The sequence below is a fragment of the Ethanoligenens harbinense YUAN-3 genome (assembly GCF_000178115.2).
Lineage (GTDB): Bacteria > Bacillota > Clostridia > Oscillospirales > Ethanoligenentaceae > Ethanoligenens > Ethanoligenens harbinense.
The window spans coordinates 924048-943755 of record NC_014828.1; the positions used below are offsets into that span (position 1 = coordinate 924048).

General features: G+C 54.6%; 17 protein-coding genes. 10 read left to right on the top strand and 7 right to left on the bottom strand.

What is annotated here, in order from left to right:
• Window positions 1-152 precede the first annotated feature (152 nt).
• Both crcB and ETHHA_RS04315 read left to right on the top strand, forming a co-directional pair.
• On the top strand, window positions 153-533 hold the full coding sequence (gene crcB, locus ETHHA_RS04310; protein ID WP_013484783.1) for a fluoride efflux transporter CrcB: 381 nt from the start codon (window positions 153-155) through the stop codon (window positions 531-533).
• A gap of 25 nt (window positions 534-558) precedes the next feature.
• A complete protein-coding gene (locus tag ETHHA_RS04315) occupies window positions 559-1191 on the top strand; it encodes a DUF190 domain-containing protein (RefSeq protein ID WP_013484784.1) in 633 nt (210 codons plus the stop codon).
• A gap of 310 nt (window positions 1192-1501) precedes the next feature.
• Here ETHHA_RS04315 and ETHHA_RS04320 read toward each other — a convergent pair whose 3' ends face one another.
• The 4 genes from ETHHA_RS04320 to ETHHA_RS04335 all read right to left on the bottom strand — a co-directional run bounded on the left by ETHHA_RS04320 (window position 1502) and on the right by ETHHA_RS04335 (window position 5152).
• On the bottom strand, window positions 1502-2626 hold the full coding sequence (locus ETHHA_RS04320; protein ID WP_013484785.1) for an ABC transporter substrate-binding protein: 1125 nt from the start codon (window positions 2624-2626) through the stop codon (window positions 1502-1504).
• A 104-nt stretch (window positions 2627-2730) separates the two neighbouring features.
• A complete protein-coding gene (locus tag ETHHA_RS04325; RefSeq protein WP_013484786.1) occupies window positions 2731-3513 on the bottom strand; it encodes an ABC transporter ATP-binding protein in 783 nt (260 codons plus the stop codon).
• Window positions 3510-4490, bottom strand: a complete 981-nt coding sequence (locus ETHHA_RS04330; RefSeq protein ID WP_242822107.1) for a FecCD family ABC transporter permease — start codon at window positions 4488-4490, stop codon at window positions 3510-3512. The genes ETHHA_RS04325 and ETHHA_RS04330 overlap by 4 nt, the downstream gene beginning before the upstream one ends.
• A gap of 44 nt (window positions 4491-4534) precedes the next feature.
• The gene (locus ETHHA_RS04335; RefSeq protein WP_013484788.1) at window positions 4535-5152 is read right to left on the bottom strand and encodes a class I SAM-dependent methyltransferase; all 618 of its coding nucleotides are present in this window, start codon (window positions 5150-5152) and stop codon (window positions 4535-4537) included.
• 406 nt (window positions 5153-5558) lie between these two features.
• Here ETHHA_RS04335 and moaA point away from each other — a divergent pair, with 406 nt between their 5' ends.
• The 3 genes from moaA to ETHHA_RS04350 are packed head-to-tail and all read left to right on the top strand — an operon-like array spanning window position 5559 to window position 8320.
• On the top strand, window positions 5559-6533 hold the full coding sequence (moaA, locus tag ETHHA_RS04340; RefSeq protein WP_013484789.1) for a GTP 3',8-cyclase MoaA: 975 nt from the start codon (window positions 5559-5561) through the stop codon (window positions 6531-6533).
• Window positions 6534-6566: 33 nt separating this feature from the next.
• Window positions 6567-7058 (top strand): MogA/MoaB family molybdenum cofactor biosynthesis protein, encoded by a 492-nt coding sequence (locus ETHHA_RS04345; RefSeq protein ID WP_013484790.1) that lies wholly within the window; start codon window positions 6567-6569, stop codon window positions 7056-7058.
• A gap of 56 nt (window positions 7059-7114) precedes the next feature.
• Window positions 7115-8320 carry a molybdopterin molybdotransferase MoeA gene (locus ETHHA_RS04350; protein WP_013484791.1) on the top strand — a complete coding sequence of 402 codons (1206 nt, stop codon included), beginning with the start codon at window positions 7115-7117 and terminating at the stop codon, window positions 8318-8320.
• 194 nt (window positions 8321-8514) lie between these two features.
• On the opposite strand, the gene ETHHA_RS04355 is transcribed toward ETHHA_RS04350, so the two are convergent.
• A complete protein-coding gene (locus tag ETHHA_RS04355; RefSeq protein ID WP_013484792.1) occupies window positions 8515-10521 on the bottom strand; it encodes a glycosyltransferase family 2 protein in 2007 nt (668 codons plus the stop codon).
• Window positions 10522-10809: 288 nt separating this feature from the next.
• On the opposite strand from ETHHA_RS04355, the gene ETHHA_RS16225 reads away from it, so the two are divergent.
• Both ETHHA_RS16225 and ETHHA_RS04365 read left to right on the top strand, forming a co-directional pair.
• Window positions 10810-10947, top strand: coding sequence for a TfoX/Sxy family DNA transformation protein (locus ETHHA_RS16225; RefSeq protein ID WP_341349193.1), 138 nt, complete (start codon window positions 10810-10812; stop codon window positions 10945-10947).
• 288 nt (window positions 10948-11235) lie between these two features.
• Complete coding sequence (locus tag ETHHA_RS04365; RefSeq protein ID WP_013484793.1) at window positions 11236-11592, top strand: arsenate reductase family protein; 357 nt, start codon at window positions 11236-11238, stop codon at window positions 11590-11592.
• Window positions 11593-11838: 246 nt separating this feature from the next.
• Here the strand turns inward: ETHHA_RS04365 and ETHHA_RS04370 are convergent, their stop codons facing one another.
• Window positions 11839-12753, bottom strand: coding sequence for a glycine betaine ABC transporter substrate-binding protein (locus ETHHA_RS04370; protein WP_013484794.1), 915 nt, complete (start codon window positions 12751-12753; stop codon window positions 11839-11841).
• A 636-nt stretch (window positions 12754-13389) separates the two neighbouring features.
• On the opposite strand from ETHHA_RS04370, the gene ETHHA_RS04380 reads away from it, so the two are divergent.
• Both ETHHA_RS04380 and ETHHA_RS04385 read left to right on the top strand, forming a co-directional pair.
• Window positions 13390-14445, top strand: coding sequence for a BMP family ABC transporter substrate-binding protein (locus ETHHA_RS04380; protein ID WP_013484795.1), 1056 nt, complete (start codon window positions 13390-13392; stop codon window positions 14443-14445).
• 76 nt (window positions 14446-14521) lie between these two features.
• On the top strand, window positions 14522-17119 hold the full coding sequence (locus ETHHA_RS04385; RefSeq protein WP_013484796.1) for an EAL domain-containing protein: 2598 nt from the start codon (window positions 14522-14524) through the stop codon (window positions 17117-17119).
• A gap of 123 nt (window positions 17120-17242) precedes the next feature.
• Here ETHHA_RS04385 and ETHHA_RS04390 read toward each other — a convergent pair whose 3' ends face one another.
• On the bottom strand, window positions 17243-17689 hold the full coding sequence (locus tag ETHHA_RS04390; RefSeq protein ID WP_159033354.1) for an IS110 family transposase: 447 nt from the start codon (window positions 17687-17689) through the stop codon (window positions 17243-17245).
• Between the two features lie 189 nt (window positions 17690-17878).
• Here ETHHA_RS04390 and ETHHA_RS04395 point away from each other — a divergent pair, with 189 nt between their 5' ends.
• Entirely contained in the window at window positions 17879-19555 is a 1677-nt protein-coding gene (locus ETHHA_RS04395) for a histidine kinase N-terminal 7TM domain-containing protein (RefSeq protein WP_013484797.1), read from the top strand.
• Window positions 19556-19708: the final 153 nt, after the last annotated feature.

Here is a 19708-nt window from a genome sequence, read left to right on the forward strand (position 1 = left end):
AAAATCACCAAGATGGCTTATGATGTAACATATAGGCGAAGGAATTCGCCGCAATGTACGCGGATGTTGATGGCTCCTACTTTATTGTTTAAAGTAGGAGTTGTTTTTTAAGGTTGTGTTGTTGGACTTTAAAGGTGGGGGACAACTGAGATATGGAGATTCAAAGATTGTTGTTTGTGGGAGTGGGAAGCTTTCTTGGCGGCGCTCTGCGGTATGCAATCAGTACATGGACAGCACGCACGTTGGGCGTGTTTCCGGTTGGAACGCTGATCGTCAATGTTGCCGGGGGACTGCTCATTGGCTTTATCATGCAGGCAAGTATGACGTTTTGGCCCATTTCGACGGAAACCAGGCTTTTTCTGACCACCGGCGTTATGGGCGGGTTGACCACCTTTTCCACCTTCAGTTATGAATCGGTGCAATTCTTCGTTGAAGGGAAATTCGGGTGGATGGCTGTGAATGTGTGCCTGAATCTGTTTTTGGCGTTGTTTTTCTGCTGGCTGGGCGGAACAATCGCAAAAGCCGTATCGTGAAGATAGGAAAGGGTGGTTTGATACGATGAGATGCCTGCTTCGAATCGTCGTCGGCGAACAGGATCTTCCTCATTCCCAAGGAGTTTACGACTGGGTGAAAACCTTTTTGTGGAAGGAAGGGCTGCCGGGCTTGACGATCCGCCGCGGTGAAATGAGCCTGGATTATCGGGGCATGGTTCACGCGCCTGTTTTGGCGGATACGGAATGCAACGATCTGCCCGTCATTTTGGAAAGCATCACGGATATGGACACGGTTGATCGAATCAAACCGGAGCTGATGCGGCAGTTGCCTCATGGACAGATCAGTGTGGTACACGGAGTGGAGGAAGCCGGCATGGAAACATCCGATTATTTTGTGGTGAAGATCTATACAAAGCAGCAGAATTCCTGGTTTAAGGAATCCGAGTATGATAAGGTCCTGCGGTTTCTGCAAAACAAAGGGGTCATTTGGGCCACGATAACCAAAGGCGTCGCTGGGTATGGGAAAGATCACGTGATTCATAAGCAATCCTTCTTTTCTCTCAGTGAGCAGCTGCCCGTCGTCGTGGAATGTATCGTGCCTGCCCAATCCATTCAGGGACTGTTGGACCATTTGAAAAAAGTGGTCACGGAAGGCGCCGTTTTTACGAAAACAGTCGATCTGATTCAAAACGCTTGAAAAACGCGCCTGGCTTACAGAGTGGCATCTACATGCCCAAACGCTTTGCGTGGAGAAGCATAAACCGAATCGGGGGCGGTTCTCCCCGCGGATATCCAGTGCAAAAAGGCTGACCGCTTCTGTGTAAAACAGGACGGTCAGCCTTTTGAGGTTGCATGTTGAAGAGCGGTGGAGGAGTGGTCCGGTCAAAGCGTCATCCGCATGAGCGCCATTGCCATTGTCCGCTTGAAACGTTGAAAGGGTCTTGGCGCGTTCATCGCCCTTCCGGCTCCGCGGGAACCGGAAGGGCGATGAACAGGCAGGCTGTACTTTATTGTGGGACGGAATCTTTCAGGAGTGCCTTGACATCCGCCGTGGAGAGATCCACATGATAGAACAGGTGATAGAATTTCTGCGTCACCTGCACAATGTCCACTTTGTAAACATCCGGATAAAGCAGGTTGGCCACCCACTGGATGCCAAGAAAACGGTTGATGGACGGCGGACGGTCCAGCCAGCTGAACGGCGTGTTGGGCATGGCATAGACCTTGCTGTTTTTCACCGCGCTGATGCCGGCCCAGTCCTTGTTCTGGCGGATGCTGCTGAACGCACCGCCGCTGGAGTCGCTCCAGGAGATGATGACCTGCGGGTCCCAGGAGATGACCTGCTCGAGCGAAACAGGGCTGAACCCGCTTCCCGCCTTGGCGTCCACCGCCGCCACGTTGAGGGCGCCGGCATATTTGAGGGCGGCCGCATGGCTGGAGCTGGTAGGCTCGGTGGAAAGGCCGTTGGCCTGTTCGGCATAATAGACCTTCACGCGTTTGCTGTCGAGGATCTTGTTCACCTTGTCCACCACGTTGGTGAACACGCTTTTGCAGTAATCGGAGAGCTCTTTAGCTTTCTGCTGCTCGCCAAAGATCTTGCCCAGCAACGTGTAGCTGTTGGCGATTTTGGTCATATCGCTGTTGAGGACCAGGACGGGGATGTTCAACTGCTGCTGCAATGTGTCCGCATCGCTTGCGGTGGTGTTGGTAATGTTCTCGTTCGCGGAGATGATGAGCTGGGTCCCGGAGGAAACAAGGGCTTCCAGGTTGAGCTTGCCGCCGCCGTCCATGGCGCCCATATACGGCAGGCTTTTGGTGGCGTCCGGCAGGTATTTCAACTGCGCGTCGGAGAATTTCATGGCGGTGCCGGCCATTTTGCTCGGGTCCAGGCTGTAAACGAACAGCATGCCCAGTGGGCTGGTGTAATATACCTTTTTGAGTTTGGACGGCGCCGGGATGGTCACCTTTCTGCCCACGTCGTCCGTGATCTGGACGGTGTCCGCCTGCTGCGATGAGCTGCCGCTCTGCGACTGGGCGGTGGTTTTGGGGGCGCATCCCGTCAAAACCTGCGCCGCTGTCAGCACGCTCAGCGCGAGAAGCAGGCATTTGACTGCCGTGTTGCTTTTTTTCATCTCTCCATCTTCCTTTCAGATTTCCGCTTTTCTTGCAGCTTGCAAGGCAGGGCTGCACGAGCGGTTTTCTGTATCTTTCTATATAATAAAGCTGTGCCGTCCGGTTAACGGTCCGGCACAGGAATACAGACGGAGTAGGTTTTGCCGTCATCCAGCGTGACCCGTGCCACACTGACCCGCTTGCTGTAGATTTGGCCCATCGTGCATTCGGAAACCACTTCTTCCGGCGTGCCGGTCTGGAGCACTTTGCCGGATTTCAGCGCAACCACCCTGTCCGCGCAATAAAACGCGTGGTCGGGGTCGTGGGTGACCATGAGCACGCCCATCCCTTTTTGGGTCAGGCGGGCCACCTGTTCGAGAACGAGGTACTGGTTGCCGAAATCCAGGCTGGAAGTGGGTTCGTCCATCAGCAGGATGGACGGTTGCTGCGCCAGCGCCCGTGCGATGATGACCATCTGGCGCTGTCCGCCGCTCAGTTGGGTATAGCGCAGGTTTTCCATCCAGCCGATGCCCAGATACTCCATGATTTCCCGCGCCAGCTCCACATCCGCCCTGCCTGGTATCTGCATGCCGTTCAGATGCGGCGTGCGTCCCATGAGCACGACGTCCAGCACGGTGTACGGGAACGGGGGCACATGTGTCTGCGGGATATACGCCATTTTTCTGGCAAGTTCCTTTTCGCTCATCCGGTGGACATCCTCGCCGTCCAGCAGCACCTCTCCGGCGGAAGGGCGGATCATGCCGAGCAGGGTTTTGAGCAACGTGGTTTTCCCGCATCCATTGGCGCCCAGCACGCACACAAATTCGCCCTCTTTGATTTGAAAGGAGACGTTTTGGAGCACCTGCTTGTCGCCGTAGCCGGAGGAAAGGTTTTTCACATCGATCATGTTTTCCATCCCCGTGTGTTGTGCCGGAAGATGACCCAGAAAACGGGCACCCCGAGCACAGAGGTCAAAATGCCGATGGGCGGCTCCACCGACCAGGCGCAACGCGCCACATTGTCCACCACCAGCAGGTAGCTGGCGCCCAGCAGCGCACTGGCCGGAATAAGCCGGTTGAAGTTGGGGCCCACCAGCGCCCGCGCCAGATGCGGGATGACCAGTCCCACCCAGCCCACCATCCCGCAGACGGAAACGGCGGATGCGGTGATGAGTGTGGCGCCCACGATGATCCATCTGCGCGCGGCCGCCGTTTTCACGCCCATGGTGCGTGCTTCTTCTTCACCGAACGAGAGCACATTCAGTTTCCAGCGCAGAATAAACAGCAGCGCATATCCCGCTCCCATCGGCAGCAGAATGCTGAGAAGGTTGGCGCGGGTGATGCCCGAAAAACTGCCCATCAGCCAGAACGTGATGGCGGGCAGCTTGTTGCTGGAGTCGGCCAGGATCTTGATGCCGGAGGTGATGGAGTTGAGCAGCGTGCTCACCATGATGCCGCCCAGCACCAGGCCCAGCAGCGGGTCGTAGGAGAGTTTGCGGTTGACTGTCATGGTGAGAAATACCGCCGCCAGGCTTCCGAAAAAAGCAAACAGCTGCACCATTCCGATGGACATCGAAAGCAGAAAAGCCAGCGAGGCGCCCATCCCCGCGCCGGCTGAAGCGCCGAGGATGTCGGGGGAAACCATGGGGTTTTTGAACATGCCCTGATAGGCCGCCCCCGCGATGGAAAGCCCTCCGCCGACGATCAGGGCCGTCAGCACACGCGGCAGGCGGATGTTGAACAGCACGGTCTGTAGATTGGGGTCGTGAATCTGGCTGGGATCTATGTAATAGTAGATCAGCGTGTGCAGAAGCTCGGAAACGGAGATGGGGTATTTGCCGACGGAAAAGGAAACGACGGCCAGGACCAACGGCAAAACGATCATCCCAAGCCAAAGGGCGCGGCGCCACAAACTGCCGGGTGCCTTTTCTATGTGGACGTCTTGCGCAGAATGAACCATCTTCCACTGTCCTCGTTTTCTATGATCTCATAGGCTGCGTGCAGGTTTTCAAAGATTTCGCGGTAGGCCGGGGTGCTCAAAGTCTGCATCTTGCGCTTCATGGAAGCCGGCCATTCCGGGTCCAGCACGTTGAGTTTCTCCCGTATCACCGCCTGTGTCTGCCGGTTGCCGAGGCCGCCGCCCACATAGGCCGTGCCACCGGGCGCCAGAATCCTCCAAATCTCGGAAAAGGCGATCTCGGGGGTTTTCCAGAACCCGAAAGACCCTCTGCTTACCACCAGGTCTGCAAACCCGTCCGGAAACTGCATGTTGTGCACATCCTGCACCATGGTTTTGGCGCGGTCGCTCAAGTTCCACTGTGTCGCCCGTTTGCCGGCAATTTCCACTGCATGTTCGTCCACATCCACCAGATACCCGCGCATGGAGGTCTTTTGGAGCAAGGTGAGGCCTAAATGCCCGCCGCCGCAGCCGATGTCCACCAAAACGCCCTCTGAAATGCCCGCTTTTTGCACAATGTGTTCGGCGATCACGTCATAGATCGGTGAAAAGACCGTGTCCGCCATGCGGTCGTATTCCAAAATATTCATGATGATACCACTTGCCTTTTCACTGCGTTTTGCCATGCTGCTGGCAGATGACTGTATAACGAAACGTGTTAAAATGAAATATATTATGAATCATTATACATATTTAAGGCTCGTTCTGTCAATATATCCACTTTAAAAAGCGACGATGTGATCGTTTTTTTACATGGATTCAACCGAAATATGTCTTTTTCTGTACAAATCAATTCACAAAGATGAGAAAAGCGGTATGATTGCCATTTATAAATGCGTCTTGCGCCTTTTGACAATATATCGTATAATATTTCATATTTAACACGCCGGCCGCCTGCCATTTGCCGCCGCGCGGAAAGCTTCCGCTTTGCGAACCGTGGCCGCAGGTTTGCGCGCCTGTGAGCGGCCTGTATTCTGAAGGAGAAAATGGGAACACATGGAGAACATGGAAAAGCGCGTGGTGGACTATCTGCGTGTGTCCATTACCGATCGGTGCAACCTGCGCTGCCGTTACTGCATGCCCGACAAAGGTATTTCCCTGGTGCCGCACAGCGAAACGCTTCGTTATGAGGAACTGCTCCGGGTGGTGGCATGCGCGGCTCGCGCAGGGATTCAAAAAATCAAGGTTACGGGCGGAGAACCGCTGGTCCGCCGCGGCGTGCTGGGCTTTTTGGAAAAACTGCGTGGGATAAAAGGCATCCGGCAGGTCACGATGACGACCAACGGCATCTTGTTGCCGCAATTTCTGCCGCAGCTTGCGCAGATCGGGGTGGAAGCGGTCAATGTCAGTCTGGATACGCTCAACCCGGAAACATTCCGTGCCATCACCCGCCGCGATGGCCTGGCGGATGTGCTGCGAGGGATAGACGCCGCGCTCACTTTGGGTCTGCGTATCAAGATCAATGCCGTGCCGATTGCCGGGCTCAACGAGGATGAACTGCCCGCATTAGCGGAGCTGGCCAAAGACAAGCCGTTGGATGTGCGGTTTATTGAGCTGATGCCGATCGGCTGCGGCGCGGCATTCACTCCGGTGAAAACCGACGAGGTGCGTCACCGTCTGGAGCAAGCCTTTGGGCCGCTCATGCCCTGGGAGGGTCGGAGAGGGAATGGTCCCGCGCGCTATGTGTCGGTGGAGGGGTTTGCCGGGAAGATTGGGTTTATTAGCCCGCTCAGCCATTCGTTTTGTCGGACGTGCAATCGCCTGCGGTTGACGGCCACCGGTTTGTTGAAACCGTGTCTTGCCAGCGGAAACGCAGTCCCGCTGTGGCCGTTGTTGCGCACGGGTGCAGGCGATGCGCAGTTGACCGCCCTTTTGGAGAAAACGATCACGCAAAAGCCGCTGGCGCAGGATTTTGCGCAGATGAACGCGTCTTGCCCGGAGCAAAAGAAGATGGCGCAAATCGGCGGATGAACGATACCGGGACGAAAGGGAGGAGCATGTGGAATGGGTTATACAGTTGCCATACTCACCGCGAGTGACAAAGGCGCGGCAGGTGAGCGCGAAGACCTCAGCGGCCCGGCCATTGCCGAACTGGTGCGGCAGGCCGGCTATACGGTGGTGGATTATGCGCTGGTTTCGGATGACTACGACGGGCTGGCGGCACAGCTTTGCCGGATGTGCGACCGGAAAAAGGCCGATCTGGTGTTGACTACCGGTGGGACAGGCTTTTCCAAGCGGGACAATATGCCCGAAGCCACCCTGTCTGTTGTAGAAAAGCAGGTTCCGGGCATTCCGGAAGCCATCCGTGCCTACAGCATGCAGTTCACGCCGCGTGCCATGCTCAGTCGGGCGGCGGCAGGCATTCGGGGCGGCACCCTCATCATCAATCTGCCGGGCAGCCCCAAAGCTGTGCGTGAAAGCTTGTCTTTTATCCTGCCGCAGCTTCCGCACGCACTGGGCATCCTCACCGGCTCGGACACGGACTGTGCCCGCTGATGTGTCGATTCATCTTTGTTTCTATCTGAAAATAAAAATGACAAGGGGAGACCGCTATGTATCGTCCGTATCAATCGCATGATTTCACTCCCACCCGTGAGCAGATGATCCGGATCATCCGCGAGAACATCTCCCCAATATCTAAAACGGAGATCGTCTCGTTGGCGGACAGTCTCGGGCGCATCTGCGCGCAGGAAGTGCACTCCCAAAACCGGTTGCCAAACCGTCCGGCCAGCCAGTTGGACGGCATCGGCGTGCGCTTTGCGGATTTTCAGAACGGCATGCCGGACACCGCGCGCTGGAAAGAGGGCGAGGAATATTATTTCAGTAACACCGGCGTAGCCATACGGGACGGATACGACACCGTAGTGGTCATTGAGAAGGTATCGTTCGATGCGGAAGGCCGGCTGCGGATCGCGCAAGTGCCGTCCGCTCCGGGCGAGCATGTGAGCCCTGCCGGTCATTTTCTGGAGATCGGCGAGCTGCTGGCAACACCCGGTATGCGCATGGCCCCCGCCCACCTGGGCTGCTTCGCTTCCGGCGGAATCACCGAGGTGGAAGTGTATAAAAAACCCGTCGTGGCGATCATCCCGACCGGTAACGAGCTGGTCCCGGCCGGGGGGCCGGTGCCTGCCGGTAAAAATGTGGAGTCCAACAGCGTGATGATGGCGGCGTTCCTGCGTGAATGGGGGGCTGAGCCGCTGGTTTTGTCCATCATTCCCGATGAGCCGCAGTTAATCCGCGCAGCGCTGGAAAGCGCGCTGGCCCGGTCGGATATGGTCATCCTTAATGCAGGCTCTTCTAAAGGCAGTATGGATTACAATATTGACGTGCTGGAGCAGATGGGCCGCGTGCTGGTTTATGAATTGGGGCACGGTCCGGGCAAACATGCCAGTTTTTCTATGGTGGGCAGCCAACCGGTCATGGGCATCGCGGGTCCGCCGGTCGGCGCGGAGATCACCACGGATTTTTACGTGCATGCGGCGGTTGACTTCTTTTTGGGGCAGCCGGATGTTGTGCCCCCTCTGCTGGAAGCGGCGCTGCAGGAAGATTTCGGCGGGATGCGGATCGATTTTTGTGCCAGGCTCCATATCTATCTGGAAGACGGGGTCTACAAGGCGGTCACGGTGCCGCGCTCCATGTCGAGAGGTCGGTCGGTTTTGCACGCCAATGCGCGGCTTTACCTGCATGCGGGTGATACATATACTAAAGGCGACCTTGTACGGGCGGAACTGCTGGTTCCCAAAGAATATATCCGTTGACGGGCCGGTGCAGGCCGTGATTCAGCCGGCCCGCACCGGCGCCCGTTCATAAATGGAGATGATCCAGCAAAAGAAACGGAGCCGCCGATTTTTCCAAAATCGACAACTCCGTTCTTTTTGTGCGGCACGGGATGGAAACGTTCCTTCGGACCCCGGCCGCAGCAGCGGCGGGCGGAATGCCTGTGCAATCGGTCTTATTCCGCGTTCCGCTGCAGGGTATAAGAGGGGACTCGGGACGTTTCCAGGTCGCTTGGGGCCTCCGGATGAAAATATCCGTTTGACCATTGGGTGAGGCACCGGATAATGCCCGCATATTGCTTTTCAGACAGCTCGGTGAACCGCAGTGCCATTTCGTCAGACCGGTTTTCCCATACCTTGCGGCGCACCACGGTTGCGCGTACACCGGTCGCATAGGGAAAATCAATCTGTACCCGGTCGCTTTTTTGCAGGTTCACCGTATCACATTCCAGACGCACGCCGGTTTCGGAAAGATCCAAAAGGCTGCAGGAGATCGGCTCTGTCCGTCCGGCTGCTCGGAGCAGTACGGCCGCCCGACCGGGAATCCGTTCGGTGGCACGAAGGTGCGGCTGCTCAAGGCACAGCAGGATGCCCGCCACGATTGCAATCATGTTATAAACAGACCATACCGCATTGATCACGATGGCCTGCAGGACCGTCCCGCTGCAACCGCCGGACTGGATTCTCCAGAAGGTGATGGCCCAGCCGAGCACCGTGAGAGCAGACAGGACAATATGCGGCAGCGCCATGTGCCAGGAAAATGCCGCGCGCTTTGCAGTTCGTTCCTTCGGTGTCACATGAAATGGGACCGGCTTGCCGATCAGCCATTCTGTCAGGAACGCCGCCGCCAGGTAAGGCGCCATCGCCGCTTCGTAAATATGGCTCCACATAATCTTGCGATTTTGATGCCGGAACGACCGGAAAGACAGAACAAGCCCGGCAAACGTAGGGAGCCACAGCATCAGCAGGCTGCAGGGCGTGGCGTTCAGGATGGTGAGCCCGCAGATGAGATACAGAAGAGGGCACAGGATGTAGATCATTTTCTGCACGCCGAAAAGCCAGTAGATCAGTTCATTGAAATAGATCAGCCGCTGCCGAAAGCGGAGGCCGGGCATCTTGAGCACGTTCCATTTTTTTGAAACCTGAATATGCCCTCTGCACCAGCGCTCCCGCTGCTGGATCAGGTCGCTGAATCGGTCCACAGCCAGCCCCACGGCGAGAATTTTATTGACAAAAACGCTTGTGTACCCTTTCGCCTGGATCAACAGACCGGTGGCGATATCTTCCGTGATGGTGCCGGTGGGGATGCCCCCGATTGCATCCACGGCTTTTCGCCTGAAAACCGCATTGGTGCCCACATGAAGCACAGCGTTGTAGCGTGCGCGGCTCTCCTGTATCTCACGCATGAAAAAATCCTGCTCGTTGGGGATGCGGTCGTAGAACTTCAGATTAAACTGGAACGGGTCCGGGCTGTAAAACACCTGCGGCGTCTGCACGAATCCTACGTTTGGGTCTGAAAAATATCCGATTGTTTCTTTGAGAAAATTCGGTTTCGGGATCATGTCCGCGTCAAAAAGCGCAAAAAAGGCGCCGGTGTTCTGCGCGAGCGCGTGGTTAAGATTGCCGGCTTTGGCAAACGAACGTTCTTTTCGTGCAATGTAACACACACCCAGTTCATCGCACAATGCCCAGGCTTCCGGGCGCGCGCCGTCGTCGCACAGGCAGATATGCAGCAGCTTTTCGGGATAGTCCATGTTTTTGCAGGCCACCAGCGTTTTGCGCAGGAGATTAATCGGTTCATTATAGGTCAGCACCAGAATGTCCACCCGGGGTAACGGGACATCCCGGGGCCAGATCACACGGGGCGGCTGATATTTTTTTAATGAAAAAAGGCTTAAGACAGTTGACTGCCATGCGCCCAACAATTCGGCAGATATAAGCGCGAGACCGCAGACCATGCTGAGAAGCCCGGCATGCAGGGGCAGCGTAAAGAAAATCCGCCATACAATATAAACCGCCTGATACGCCATTACCGTAACAAGCAGAATTATTCGGAATCTGGTATGCAGTTTGGTTGCCCCAAATGCCGCCGCCAGCCAAAGCAGCAGCAGACACGAGACGGACAATTCATATCTATGTCGAAAGATTGCTTGCAGCGAAAACGCGGCAGTTCCATATAGCATGGCACTTCTCACCAACCCGCACCGTTACGCATATCATATGACAACTATAAAGCGTGCGTCGAAATATGTCAATCCATTATAGATATTGTCGAAAATCGTGATCCGGCCGTTATGAAATTTTGTGCGCGGGGCGCGGCGACTGGACATAAAAAACGCGGCTGTGTTAATATAGAAGCGACTTCCCGTTATGTAGCCGCGAGTGCATGCAGAGTGCAGGACATGGAATGAAAACCGGTGCGGGGCTTAGGGCCGCCGGGATGAAACGGAAACGGCATGGAGGGCGATCACATGGGAGAGCTTGCAAAACTGGTAAATATCGGCCCCGATTTAGAGCAGCAGCTTGCGCAGGTGGGTGTTACCACTCTGGAAGAACTGAAAACGCTGGGCAGCCGGGAGGCATGGCGGCGCATCCGTGCCATCGTGTGATGCGCCTTTCGGCGCTGGGAGGCGCGATTCAAGGCATCCGATGGCACGATCTCGATGCGGATGTCAAAGAGAAACTGCGCCGCTTTTATTACGCGAACAAATAGAGAAACCATACGGAGCCGCCGTGTCCGCGCGGTGCGGCACCTTTTTGCGGGGCGTGAAGATCCAATGGCGGCAAGATCCGCATGGATGCTCTACGCACGGCGGCAGGCTGATCGTCCGCAATGGGAACGCCATCGAAAAATGGTGCGGCTGATGCGGAAGCGCGGCAGAAAGGACTGTAAAACCATGCTGTTTATCTGTTATCCCAAGTGCGCGACCTGCCGGAAAGCGCGCGGTTGGCTGGATACACACGGTATTGCCTATACGTTCCGCGACATCAAGGCCGAACATCCCACCGAGAATGAACTGCGCAACTGGCAAAAAGCGAGCGCTCTGCCCCTCAGGCGATTTTTTAACACGAGCGGTCTGCAGTACAGGACACTTGGGCTTAAAGAAAAACTTCCTGTTATGCGGGAGGATGAGCAGTTTGCTCTGCTGGGTACCGACGGCATGCTGGTCAAGCGCCCGATCGTTGTCGGGGACCATTTCGTGCTGGTGGGATTCAAAGAAGCGGAATGGGCGGAAAGACTGCTGGGAAAATAAAAGCGCGCACTCATGATCGAGATGCAAAAGCGGATGTCCCGGATCTTCGGGACATCCGCTTTTGTTGAGCGGCTATGTGATTTGTTTGTGTCAGAATCGCTCCGCCGAAAGGTTTTTGCCGGGCCGCGTGGCGGATCGCTGGAAGCTGTGTTTCCGCTCCCGTGTGTTTTTTCCGGTCGATTTGCCGAGCGGAGAAAAGCGCCGTCCTGTTTGTCGTTCCTTCCGGCAGCGGGGCGGGAACGGGGATCAGGCATGCACCTTCGACTTGATGGAGTCGTAAAACGTTTTGGCTACGTCTTCATAGTTCTGTTTGTTCACATCCACTTTCGCGTTGAGCTGCGTCATGGTTTTGGTGTTGATCAAAGCGGAAACCTTGTTGAGTACGGTCGCAATCTTCGCGTTTTTGTCCAGCACCTGCTTGCGCACCACGGGGGCAAGGTTGTATGGTGGCCAGACATGCTTATCATCTTCCAGAACGAGAAATTTTGAGGTGTCCGACAACTGGCCTTCGGTCGCGTAGGCGACGGTTACGTCGGCTTTGTCGTTGGCAAGGATCTGATATTTCAGGCCGTTGTCATAGGTCTGCTCGGATTTGAAATGAAACGGGCCGTACGCCACGGTTAGAGCCGGCATGCCGTCGCTGCGCTGGTCGAATGGGTCCTGCGAAGCGAACCGGATCTGGCTGGCGCCCTTCTGGAGGTCGGAAATGGTCCGGATGTTGTATTTGGCGGAAGCTGCTTGGGTTATGACCAGGCACTGGGAATCGTTCGCGGGGGAATAGTTGAGCCAGACGAGGTTGAATTGCTTGAGGTAATCGACTTTTACCGTATTATACACATTTTGGGGATCGGTGATCAGAGGCAGCTTGAGAACAGCCAGCAGTCCGGTGCTCGTATATTCTGGATAGAGATCAATCTGCCCGCTGGTGAGAGCGCTGTGTATGAGCGTACTGTTGATTTTAAATTTCCGGTTTACATGGAAACCGTTGTCTTTCAGCGCGAGCGCATACACTTCGGCTACGAGCAGATTTTCCGTGGAATCCTTGGAGCCGATGGTTACGGTCGTGCCGGACGAGTTGCCGTTTTTTGTGCAGGCCCCCAGTGTGAACACCGTTGCAGCGGTCAACAGGAGAGAGATTGCCGACCGGATTGTTTTTTTCATCATGCACACACTCCTCTGGTTGAAGTTGCATTGTTATCGCAGGCGCGCACTTGCCGCCCGGCGTGCGGTTCCGTAACAGACGCGCGGGGTCGGCCGGCAGCGAAAGGACGGCGCCTGAAGGGCCGCCGTAAGGAGGCGTATGACGCACTTGCGGTGTGAAAACCCGGCTGTGGATTTTCCGTCCGTATCAGGTGATCCGGTTCCGTTCCTTTCTGGTGCGGCCCTTGTTTATGGAAATAGTAAGGGCTTTTCTATCGGATGTCAATATTTATTTCCGGTTTTTGGATAACCGCTGTCCGGCTTGCAGATACACATGGGTATGCATGCACCGTGAAAAACAACAGGATGCAGAGCGATGCTCCATTGATATGGAAAAATTAAATAAGAATAGAATGAAATATAAAAAGACATGCGAATGAAAGCGCATTTTATGAGTCAACCGGCGTTCCGTCTGTTGATTTTTAGGCGTTTGTGCCGAAATAGTATATAGATCGATCCGATGCGGCAATTCCCGTGGAATCGTATTATACCCGCTGCCCTTTGTGGTGTGAATTTTTTCTGCATCGGTATCAATGAAATGTCCTGTTCTGGGTCGCTCATTGCTCGGATGCCAACATGGAAAGGCGGACAAACCGAATGAAACGAATCGCCGTACTGCTGGCGGCTGCGCTTGGGGTTACTGTTCTTTGCAGTGCATGTTCAAATGGGAAAAGGCCTTCCGCTCCGTCTTCCGCCACGGTCTATAAGGTGGGCATGGTGTGCAATATGGCAGTCAATGACCAATCATTCAACCAGTCTGCATGGTCGGGCCTGCAGGCATTGCATCGGCTTGCTCCTTCCTTTCAGGTGGGGTATCTGATCGGCGGCACAACCTCCGTTGTAGATGACCGGGGTTGTTTCGACCGGTTTGCCCAGTCGGGATATGATCTGGTTTGGGGCATGAGTTTTCTAATGAAAGACAGCATCGTGTCCGCGGCACAGGCCTATCCGTATGTGCATTTTGCCCTTGTGGACGAATCGGTGCCAAATGCGCCGGCCAACCTTACCTGCCTGACCTTTCGCTCGCAGGAGGCGGCGTTTCTTGTCGGGTATATCGCCGCGCTGAAAACGGGAAGCGGAGAGGTCGGGTTTGTCGGGGGCGTCCGGGGGGCGGCGATCGACCAGTTCGAGTATGGTTTCCGCGCGGGGGTGGCTTATGGAGCCAAACAGAAGGGGAAACGTGTAGAGATGGATGTTCAATATGCCGATTCCTTTACCGATTCCGATCTGGGGCGGCGCATCGCAAAGGGGATGTATGACGAAGGCTGTGACATCATCTTTGCTGCGGCCGGCAACGTGGGAAAGGGCGTGATTGACCAGGCGAAACAGTCTGGAAAACTGGCCGAAGGCGTCGATCTGAACCAGTCCTATCTGGCACCCGATAACGTCTTGACCTCGGCGCTGAAAAACGTGGGCGACGCAATGAGCAACCTTTCCCAGAACATCCGCAGCGGGGAAAACGACAGCGGTAAAACCATTGAGTATGGGCTGAAAGAAGACGCAGTTGGCATTCCCTATACCGATCAGGCCGTTCAGATGTGCGGGGAGGACGTGCTGGAGGAAACGAAAGTTGTTCAGAATTCGATTATCCAGGGAACGGTCGTGCCGCCGGCGACCGCGTCGGATTTCAACCACTTCATGAGCAGTATGTGAACCATCGCACGATTGGAGACATATCCGGTGCTCTTGCGCGGCCGCGCTTAAAATAACAACGATATGGGTGGCAACGATGGCAAAACGGGAAAAAAGGCTGTTCACGAGGAATTTGTTCAAAGGGATCCGGTTTCATATTGTATTGCCTGTCACGCTGCTGATGCTGGGTTATGCGGTGGTTGCGATTCTGTTGCAAATCTACAGTCTGAACACGCTTAATATGTACAATCTCCAGAACAGCCTGCGCGGGCAGTCCAATTTTACTATGCAGCTGCTTGACCAGCTGTATCCCGGCGAGTGGGCAAACATTGGAGGAGCTTTGTATAAAGGGGATCACCGCGTTACCGGCGATACGGCCATTGTCGATATGGTGCAACGTGAAACAGGATATGCCGCCACGATCTATGAGGGCGTTTGGAGCGTTTCCACCAATATTGCGAACGGAAACCAGCGTCTGCTGGGATTTCCCATGGACAAAGCGGCGTCGTCGAGCGTGCTGACCCGCGGAAAGCAGTATCTTGGGATCGTGAAGATCGCGGATGTACCCTATATCGGGTATTACGTACCGCTCAAGGATGCGGATGGGAATGTGGTGGGGGCCATTCTGACCGCCAAATCGCAGGAGGAAGAGCGGACGATGATACAAAACCAGGTGACCAGCCTGCTGGTCGTTCTGGTTGCGCTGTTGATGATAGCCATCTTTCTGGTTCTGCTTTCGGCCATGTTTATCACCAACCCGCTGGATTTTATCGTGCGGTCCATGGATATTGCAAAAGACGGCGTGTATTCCTTTCCGTTTCCTGAAAAACTGCGCAGGCGCACGGACGAGATCGGGAAGCTGGTCCGTTCTTTTGAGCGCTTGTTTGACAGGATCGACGGGTACCTGAATGCGCAGAAGCTCATCACGGAAACGTCCACCGATTTCATCTCTGTAAACCGTACGAATTTAAACGCGAAACTGGATAGCGCGGTCATGCGGATTGGAAGCCTGTTGCAGATAGACACCGTGTGCATCTGCCTGGATGGCACGGGGGAAGGAAGCGCGGCAATCCGGAGTGAGTGGCACCGGCCGAATGCATCGGGGGCGCAGCACTTCCCCGTGCGATATGCCGACTTTTTCAGCAAGGACCAGGTTCATATCCTTCCAGACATCCATTCTCTGCCGGAAGAAGAGGCCGTGTTTAAACAACAGTTGCTGGATCTTGGTTTGCGGTGCCTGCTTTCGGTTCCCGTTCTCATCAACAGCGGTCCGGCGGGGCGTCTGATTCTGGCGTCCGGCACGTCCGGCTGTGAATGGGACACCGGCCGGGTCAATGTCATCCGCGCTTTGGCCCAGATCATTGCAGACGGTTTGGCAAAGGTGCGGGCATATGAAAAGATCGAGTTTATGGCCTATTATGATAACCTGACAAAACTGCCGAACCGCTCGATGTTCTACAAAGAAGCAGGGACAGCCATCCGGGCTGCCCAGCAGGGCGCAAGGCAAGTCGGCGTCATGTTCCTGGATCTCGATTCGTTCAAGTCGATCAACGACACCATGGGCCACCAGACCGGGGACAGGCTGATACGGGATGTGGCGCAGACACTTTCCCGGCAGTTATCGGATATGGCCGTGCTGGCCCGTTTTGGCGGAGATGAATTTTTGGTTTTGTGCCCCGCCGGGCAGGGAGAAGCGGAAATCCGCATGATCGCCGACAGGATTATGACGGTTTTTAAGCGCCCGTTCCTTATTAAGGGCAATGAGGTCTTCATAACGGCCAGCATGGGAATCGCTCTCTTCCCACAAGACGGGGAAGACCCCGAATCCCTGATCAAGCATGCCGATATCGCGATGTATCAGGCAAAAGAAAAGGGAAAAAACCAATATGCGATTTGTTCTGCGGAAATGAAAAGGGTCGTGCAGGAGAACGTGCTGCTCGCAAACGACCTTTACCACGCGCTGGACCGTAATGAACTGGAGGTCTATTATCAGCCACAGGTGGACATCCGGTTCGGCAGGATCGTGGGGCTGGAAGCGCTGCTGCGGTGGCACCATCCTTCGCTGGGTATGGTTCCGCCATCGGTCTTCGTCCCTCTTGCGGAACAAACCGGGCTCATCAATCCCATCGGCCGCTGGGTGCTGGAAACGGCGTGCAGGCAGTGCCGGCGTTGGTATGAAGGTGACCAGCCGGTTCATATGGCGGTCAATATTTCTATTGTGCAGCTGCTCAACGCAGATGTGGCGGACCAGATCTCTCGTATTCTCCGGCAAACAGGGCTGGAACCGCATGCCCTGGAGCTGGAAGTTACCGAGAGCGTGACTCTGCGGGAAACGGAGGCTACCATCTACGTCCTCCAACAACTGAAAGCGCTGGGCATCAGCCTGTCCATTGATGATTTCGGTACGAAGTATTCCTCTCTGAACCGATTGAAACAGCTTCCGATTGATAAACTGAAAATGGACATCCAGTTTGTCCGGGGAATCGGCAGGGGAGAGAAGGACAGAGCCATCGTACGAGCAATCATCAATCTGGCAAAGAGTCTGGATCTGCGGCTAATCGCCGAAGGGGTGGAGACCCAGGCTGAATGGGACTTTTTAAAGGAAAATCTATGCAACGAAGTGCAGGGATATTATTATTACAAACCGATGCCGGCAGAACAATGCGGCGCAATCTTGAAGCATCACAATGGGTGAACCGTTATGTTGCCGGTCGTGCGAAAAACACCGCTTCAGCGTAAAGCTACAGCAATATTGCCGTGGAGATACTTGTCCTGCGTTGTGAGGTCGCGTATTTCCTGTTCCAGCCGAGCTTTGCTCTCATTTAACGCTGGCTTTGCGGATGAGCACCGCCAATTCTTCCGGTTCCGCAGCAAGTAGGATCTGTGGCGTCGGATACGCCGCCCAAACGGCGAGTGAACCTGCTCCTCCGACATCTGCAAAAACTTTGTCATAGTCGGGGAATATCTGATCCAGTAGGGCCGTCAGGCGGTTCTTGAAGCGGGTTATATTGCACATCAGCTCCGAACGCTGCCGGCAAAGCAGGCGCAGTCCGCGCATGGCATCCATTGGCACCTGCGAAGGGCGCAGTACCTTGACACGATGCGGCATGGCGAGTTTGTAAGTATCCACTCTGTCAGTTTTGAGCTTTCTGACCTGAATGTTTTTCAACGCATTGCTCTGGAGGGGGGTGATAACAATGACCTCATAACCGTTTTCCTGAAAGAACTGAAACAGTAGTAAATGGTAATGTGATGTCGATTCCACTGTACCTGCACGCAAAGTGAGTGTGCCAAAGGGGTAAGCCCCTTTGGAAACCCGATCGCCTTTTCAGTCAACGGCGCTTAAGCCTCGTGCCGCCATTCCGTTGCAATATGGCTTGAAACAGGCCGTTTCCCTATGGTACTATGAGTATTGAAATCCGCTAATGGATTATTGGGGGAAGGAAACGGACTTATGCAGACAGTCGTTACGGTGTTACTTGGCATATCAGTCATTCTGGGAATTCCTCTCATTATATATTCCAATAAAAGACGTTCCCAACCCGGTGCGGCCGATTTCATCTGGCTTGCCTTTACGATTATGATTGTCAACGGCGGGTATATCGGGGAAATCAATGCCGGCACGATGCAGGCTGCTCTTTTCTGGTCAGGTGTCGAACATCTGGCTCTGCCGCTCAACCCCTATTTTTGGCTGGCGATGTGCCTTGACTACACCCGTGCGAGGCATCGGAAAACCATCCAAAAAATACTGCTGTTTTTTCCGGTATTCTATTATTTCGTATTCTATACCAACGACAGGTTCCACTTGTATATCATAAAATACGATTTTGTCAGCAACGGCTATTTTTCCGTGCTCGTTTCCGAAAAGGGTCCTGCATTTCTGGTAATCATGCTGGTCATCACCGCTATCGGCATCACCTGTATGGCACTCTATTTTCGGGGATACCTGCGGTCGGCGCGGATATACCGAACCAGCTATCTGTTGATGATTCTGGCCTCCGCGCTTCCCTGGGCGGCGGTCTATTTTAATATCTATAACGCAACGTTTTTGCGCATTGATTATTATTCTCTGATGATGGTGGCCACCGCCGTTTTATACCTGTTGGGGCTATTCCGTTACAGCATCTTCAGCACCATGCCGATTGCGACGGAAACGGTTTACCGGCTTTCCGAAGACGCCATCGCGTTGATGGACGGAAACGGGCGCATCACAGATGTAAACGACGCCTTTCTGCGGCAATACCCGGAAATGAGCCGCTTGACCGCCAAAAGCACAGTAGATGCTTTTTGTGCGCACCATAATGAATTTCGCGGCCTGTCGCCGGAAACTCCGGAACTGCATTTTCACCTGTCGTCCGGCGGCAGCACACGGTATTATTCCGCAAAGCTGACCGGCATCTTTTCCGAAAACGGTATCCATGCCGGCAACATCCTGCAAGTGAAGGATATTACCGTTTTTATGGAATACCAGAACCGGCTCCGGCAGTTGGCCGAGCAGGCCACGGAGCGGGCGGATACCAACGAGCTTTCTTTTTTGCAGGCGCAAATCAGTCCGCATTTCATTAACAATACGCTCGGTGCTATCTCCTCCCTGATTACGCGGGATGACGAAGCCGCGAAAAACCTGGTGGTGGATTTGAGCGAATACCTCATCCACTGTTACCGCATTGGAAATGCTTCGCCGATGGATTCGCTGAAACACGAGCTGGAGGCCGTGAACACCTATATCAAAATCATAAAGGTTCGTTTCGGCGGCAGAATCTGCTATGCCGAGCGGGTGGAGGTGCCGATGGACATGATACTGCCGCGTCTGGTGCTCCAGCCGCTGGTGGAAAACGCCGTGCGGCACGGTGTGCAGTCCAAAAAAGACGGCGGCACCGTCCGACTCAGCACCGTAGGAAAAGATGGTTACGCTTGCTTTGAAATCAGCGACGACGGCGTCGGAATCAAGCTGGAAAGAATTCAGAACTTGCTTTCCGGAAAAGACGATAAGCAGGGCGTTGGAATGATCAACATTCACAGGCGGCTGATCAAATATTATGGCGAAGGCCTGCATATTCAAAGCGGAAACGGAACAGTGATCACTTTCCGCATCCCGCTTACCCAAACGGGAAAAAAGGCTTTCACATGATTTGGAAGCGTTACAACGTCTTTTACACGTTTCATCTGCGGATAATGGTTCCAACCGTATTACACCAACGCGTTACACACATAACCAGTTGAGGATGATCCGTTGTTTCTTATCAGAGAGCGCCGATTTCGGCGCTCTCTGCGTTTTGTGAAA